7 protein-coding genes and 1 riboswitch are annotated in these 4,711 nt (G+C 68.8%); of the genes, 3 read left to right on the plus strand and 4 right to left on the minus strand.

Going from position 1 to position 4,711, the window contains the following annotated elements:
• Positions 1-595: 595 nt before the first annotated feature.
• Both NZ849_RS10660 and NZ849_RS10665 read left to right on the plus strand, forming a co-directional pair.
• Positions 596-1,171, plus strand: coding sequence for a MerR family transcriptional regulator (locus NZ849_RS10660; protein ID WP_295407113.1), 576 nt, complete (start codon positions 596-598; stop codon positions 1,169-1,171).
• Positions 1,168-2,379 carry a VWA domain-containing protein gene (locus tag NZ849_RS10665; RefSeq protein ID WP_295407116.1) on the plus strand — a complete coding sequence of 404 codons (1,212 nt, stop codon included), beginning with the start codon at positions 1,168-1,170 and terminating at the stop codon, positions 2,377-2,379. Before NZ849_RS10660 ends, NZ849_RS10665 begins: the two co-directional genes overlap by 4 nt.
• A 75-nt stretch (positions 2,380-2,454) precedes the next feature.
• Here NZ849_RS10665 and NZ849_RS10670 read toward each other — a convergent pair whose 3' ends face one another.
• The 4 genes from NZ849_RS10670 to NZ849_RS10680 form a co-directional block, all read right to left on the minus strand.
• On the minus strand, positions 2,455-2,793 hold the full coding sequence (locus tag NZ849_RS10670; RefSeq protein ID WP_295407119.1) for a hypothetical protein: 339 nt from the start codon (positions 2,791-2,793) through the stop codon (positions 2,455-2,457).
• A gap of 294 nt (positions 2,794-3,087) precedes the next feature.
• Positions 3,088-3,288, minus strand: a complete 201-nt coding sequence (locus tag NZ849_RS12115; RefSeq protein WP_367182969.1) for a DUF86 domain-containing protein — start codon at positions 3,286-3,288, stop codon at positions 3,088-3,090.
• A complete protein-coding gene (locus NZ849_RS10675; RefSeq protein ID WP_295407122.1) occupies positions 3,281-3,427 on the minus strand; it encodes a hypothetical protein in 147 nt (48 codons plus the stop codon). Before NZ849_RS10675 ends, NZ849_RS12115 begins: the two co-directional genes overlap by 8 nt.
• The gene (locus NZ849_RS10680) at positions 3,417-3,725 is read right to left on the minus strand and encodes a nucleotidyltransferase family protein (protein ID WP_295407125.1); all 309 of its coding nucleotides are present in this window, start codon (positions 3,723-3,725) and stop codon (positions 3,417-3,419) included. Before NZ849_RS10680 ends, NZ849_RS10675 begins: the two co-directional genes overlap by 11 nt.
• A 509-nt stretch (positions 3,726-4,234) precedes the next feature.
• On the opposite strand from NZ849_RS10680, the gene NZ849_RS10685 reads away from it, so the two are divergent.
• A complete protein-coding gene (locus NZ849_RS10685) occupies positions 4,235-4,429 on the plus strand; it encodes a hypothetical protein (RefSeq protein ID WP_295407128.1) in 195 nt (64 codons plus the stop codon).
• Positions 4,430-4,466: 37 nt separating this feature from the next.
• Positions 4,467-4,576: riboswitch (TPP riboswitch) on the plus strand.
• Positions 4,577-4,711 lie beyond the last annotated feature (135 nt).

Below are 4,711 nucleotides of genomic sequence, written 5' to 3' on the forward strand. Positions count from 1 at the left end.
TCACGGAGTTCAAGGAGGAATGGCTGTTGCGGGAGCTGGTGCGCCTGTCTGGCACGCCCCTCTCCTTCATGCGGAACCTTGAGCAGCTTGTGCGCTACCGGATGGAACGGGACCGCCATTCACCCCTTGGGGAAACTCCTAGGGCATAAGCCGGCGGTGTTTTGCTTGTAAATAGCGGCGCCCGGCCCGCGCCTGGGGAGCACAGGATGCTCCAGCCCTGGCCGGGAGTACCCCCTTTGGGCCAGGTCCACCGCCTGGGAAAAGGGTCGTTCGGATCCAGGTAGTGCGGGCGCACCAGGAGGCTGGTGTCCGAAGAGACCATCGACGCTGGAGGTCCTGGAGAAGGGCATCCAGACGAAGCCCTTTCCCGGGACCTAAACCGGGGTTGGGTTGCGCGGATGACTCCAAGAGGACCTCCTCACAGGGGGCCTCAAGCGGTCGGGCTACGGCAGGATATGAGCCTGTATGCCCTGGAGGGCTGCTTCCTCCCCCGGCGCATCATGGTCAGGCAATGAGTTCGCATGGGAGCACGGGTTGGGCGGCGGCAAGTAAAAGTGTAATTGACAAACGAAAGTGTTTTTGATACCCTGGGGGCATGCCCGACCTGGCCTACCTGCTCGAGCCCCACCGCACCTGGGGCCTGGAGGAGCTGGTGGAGGAGGCCAACCGGCTCCTGCCCCAGGTGCTCCCCGAGGCGGGTCGGGGGAAGGAGGCGGTCAGCGGGCGCACGGTGCGCTACTACACCTCCGAGGGCCTGCTCGACCCCCCTGCCCGGGACTGGCGCGAGGCCCGCTACAGCGGGCGCCACCTGCTCCAGCTGCTGCTGGCGCGGAAGCTGCTGGCCCAGGGCCACACCCTGCGCACCCTGGCCCCGGAGCTGCGCAAGCGGAGCACCGAGGAACTCCTGGCCCTCCTGCAGCAGCCTACCCAGGTGGTGCTCAGGCCGGCCAACCCCGCGCTGGAGTACCTGGAGCGGCTGGCCGCCGCGGCCCCCCGGCCGCGCCCCGCGGGGCCCGAGCCGTTCTGGCGGGTGCGGGTGCGGGAGGGGCTGGAGGTGTGGCTGGCCGAGGACTACCCGCTGCCGCAGAGCCCGGCCGAGTGGCAGGCCCTGCTGGAGGAGATCGGCAGGGCGCTGCAAAGCGTTTCCAAGAGACCTGGAGGAAGACCATGAACGAGAGCATCCCCCGCGTGGAGTTCATCCCCCTGAAGCCCGCCGTGCGCCTTGAGGGCGAGACCCGGCTGGAGGTACTCTTCCGCCTGCACGCCCCGGAGAGGGAGCGCGGCCGCCCCCGGCTGAACCTGGGGCTGGCGCTGGACCGCTCGGGCAGCATGGCTGGCGGGAAGCTGAAGAGGGCCCTTGAGGCCGCGGCCTTCCTGGTGCAGGAGCTGGGCCCACAGGACCGCCTGGCGATCGTGGCCTACGACGACCAGATCGAGCAGCTGCTGCCCTCCAGCCCGGTGACGGACAAGCCCGCGCTTCTGGCCCGGCTCAGGGGGGTTCACCATGGGGGCAGCACCAACCTCTTCGAGGGCTGGCGGGAGGCCGCCTACCAGGTGGCCCAGCACCTGGACCCCGCCGCCCTCAACCGGGTGCTCCTGCTCACCGACGGGCTGGCCAACCAGGGCCTCACCCAGCCGGAGGCCATCGCCCAGCACGTGGGCGAGCTGGCCCGGCGGGGGGTCTCCACCACCACCCTGGGGATCGGCCGCGACTTCAACGAGGACCTGCTGGTCCTGATGGCCGACCGGGGCGGGGGCCAGTTCTACTTCGTCGAGAGCGCGGCCGACCTGCCCCGGATCTTCGCCCAGGAGCTCTCGGGCCTCTCCGCCACCTTCGCCAAGGGGGTGCGCCTTGCCCTGGTGGCCCCGGGGGTGCAGGTGCGGCTCCACAACGCCTTTGCGGAGGGGCCCCAGGGGCAGTACCAGCTGCCCGACCTGATCCGCGGGCTGCCCCTCGAGCTGGCCTTCAGCCTGCTGCTGCCGCCGGGGCCCTTCAGGGGGGAGCTTTGGCTCAGCTGGGAGGACGAGGAGGGCCGGAGGCAGGAGCTGCGCCTGCCCCTCGCGCTGGAGGCCGTGGGGGAGGCGGAGTTCCAGGGCCTGCCGGAGCACCCCGAGGTGCTGGCCTACCTGGCCAAGCTCGAGGTGACCCGGCTCCGGCAGGAGGCCGTGGCTTGGCTGGACCGGGGGATGTTCCAGGAGGCCAGTGCAACCATCCAGCAGGCGGCCCCCATGCTTCGCACGCTGGCCGGGCACTACGCGGAGGAGGTGGACGAGCTCCAGGCCCTCTCCACCCTGATTGAGGAGGACCACCTGACCGCCCGCAAGCGCATGCTCGAGCAGACCCTGAGGAACCTCAAGGGGAGGCGGGGGCAGGCCTAGGGGCCAGGGCGGGCCCGCAGCCCCGCCACCCCTTCCAGCCCCTGCCCCTGAGCTGCTGCCGGGCCAGGCCCTCCTCTATCCAGTCGGCCAGGCGGTCCTCCGGGAGCGGGGCCCGCTCCAGCAGGGCCCTGAGCAGCCTGGGGCGGAGGGTCTCCCGGAACCATAGCTGGGCTTGGAGGCCCTCAGGGCGGCTCCCTTGGCGTACCGACGGCCTCTGAAGGGCAGCAGCGCCCGCCCCTTGCCGCTTGCCAGCAGGGCGCTCCCCGGCAGGGCGTCGCTGGCGCTCAGGTCTAGCCATACCTCGGCCCACCCCAGGAAATCCACGTAGACCCCCACCACCCTGTCCGGGCTTACCCAGAGTTCTGGGGGCCTGAGGATGCGCTCATCGAACGGGCGGCGGGTCGCCATTCCCACGGCAAAGGGAGCTCTTCCCGACCATCGCCAGGGATCCAGTTCAGCAAGCTCCAGGCCGTGTTCCACGCCGCTGGGGTAGAGGGGTAAGGGGTGACCGGAACCGGGGAGGCGCTGGGCGAGAAGCTCTTCTCCATCTGGGCGGCCCTCCTGGCGCTGATCAGCGCAAGGTCGGTGGTTCGAGTCCACCATCGCCCACCGCGATGGAAAGCCAAAACTCCCCGCCTTGGAAGCAAGGCGGGGAGGGCTTTTACGGCAGTTTCTACGGCACTTGGGTCCGGGCCTGCCCCCTCAGGGCTAACCAACCCGATCAGGCCGCCCTGGTTCGCCTCCTAGTCTTGGTCCATCCCTTTGCTTGGCCGTGACCCACACGATACGCCAATCCACGGCAAAGTACTCGTGCACGGCGATGTTGCGAAAGGCCACGATGTCCGGCCAGGGGATGTGAGGGTGTTGGCGGGTGAAGGCTTTGGGCAGGCGGGCTGCGGCCTCACCGATGACGAATGAGCTTCTGCAACACGGCGCTTTGCCGTAGCTCGTCCTTCAGGAAAGAGGCTTCCTCTACCCCCTGTAGAAAGCGCCCGATGGCCTCAGCCGCCTCAAGGATGTCCACCAAGTACAGGCGCTCAGGACGCATAGAGGACGCGTTCTTCCCTCAGAACCCTCTCGCGGAGGATGGGTTTCAGGCCGCTCCGCGGGACCAGGTCCACGGGACGGCCAAAGAGCTCGGACAGCTCCCGTGCCATCCGGGCCAGGGTCAGGAAGCCCACGGCGGCCTCGGGTTCAAACTCCACCAGGAGGTCCACGTCGCTTTGGGGCCCAAGCTCCCCCCTGGCCGCCGAGCCGAAGAGGGAGAGCCGCTTTACCCGATAGCGGCGGCAAAGGGCCTGCAGTTCGGCCTCGGGTAGGGGGAGAGGCGACGCCAATGGCTCCATGGCCTTCAGCATAAGCCCTCTTCCCAAAGCCGGGCACTACCCTAGGTTCTGGCTGGGTAGCTGAGCGCCAGGATGGGTCTCGGGCTTCAGCGAGCCCTGCCTGCACTTTCATCGGGACTTGGGGGACCTATGCAGCCCCCACACTCGTGCTACCCTGAGCAAGGGTGAAAAGCTCCATCTCGGGCTGGCCAACCTTCTTTTGCCGCCGCCTGAGACACGACCACAGACGAGAGCCCACGCGCGTGGCCCCGAACAGGGGGCCTTTTCGACGCCATGCGAAGGTCCGTCCACCTGTTGACCGCCTCTTTTGCACCTTCCGTCGCCTTAGGGCAGGATGGTGGTCTGAGTCTTCGGGAGTGGGCTGCCCGGGGGGGCAGGTTCGGCTCGAGCCCCAGGGCCCCCGCCCCCAGTGGGTGCAGGGTGCCCCCGCTGCGGGGCCGTGGTCCTGGGGAAGCGGGCCGTCTAGAATGAGCCTATCCCTCCCAGGGTGTTGTCCAAAGGAGGTTAGGATGATTGGCTCGGTGCGGCGCAGGGGAAACGTGCTGGATATCTTCGACCCACAGGGGCGGCTCATCGGCACCATCGGCATCGGGAGCCGGGATGAGCTGCTGGGCTGGACGACGGACACGGTGGTGGTGCGGCGGGGGCGGGTGGTCTACCACTACGATGCGCGGGGGCGGATCCGGGCCACCCGGCCGGGCTAGGGCTTCACACGGCAGGGGTGGAGGGGTATAATCCCCACGTACAGGCTAGGGGTGCCCCAAGGGAGGGGCTGAGAGCTGGGTGCTTCCCAGCGACCCTTGGAACCTGATCCGGGTAATGCCGGCGGAGGGAAGCCTATGCGGAGCGCCCTAACCCCCACAACCCAAACCCCATCCCCAGGGCCGCGCGGGGCCCCCTGCCGGCCTAAGGGGGTGGTGGCTTGCAGGGACGGTTGTATCTGGTGGTGACCCCCAGGCCCGGCTGGACCTGGGAGGAGGTTCTGG

The organism is Meiothermus sp., from assembly GCF_025060375.1.
Taxonomy (GTDB): Bacteria; Deinococcota; Deinococci; order Deinococcales; family Thermaceae; genus Meiothermus.

What these genes read in the sequence shown, in the direction of transcription:
- NZ849_RS10680 (WP_295407125.1), bottom strand. Translation starts at nt 3,725, where the DNA reads ATGGAGCCATTGGCGTCGCCTCTCCCCCTACCCGAGGCCGAACTGCAG.
- NZ849_RS10660 (WP_295407113.1), top strand. Translation starts at nt 596, where the DNA reads ATGCCCGACCTGGCCTACCTGCTCGAGCCCCACCGCACCTGGGGCCTG.
- NZ849_RS10685 (WP_295407128.1), top strand. Translation starts at nt 4,235, where the DNA reads ATGATTGGCTCGGTGCGGCGCAGGGGAAACGTGCTGGATATCTTCGAC.
- NZ849_RS10665 (WP_295407116.1), top strand. Translation starts at nt 1,168, where the DNA reads ATGAACGAGAGCATCCCCCGCGTGGAGTTCATCCCCCTGAAGCCCGCC.
- NZ849_RS10675 (WP_295407122.1), bottom strand. Translation starts at nt 3,427, where the DNA reads ATGCGTCCTGAGCGCCTGTACTTGGTGGACATCCTTGAGGCGGCTGAG.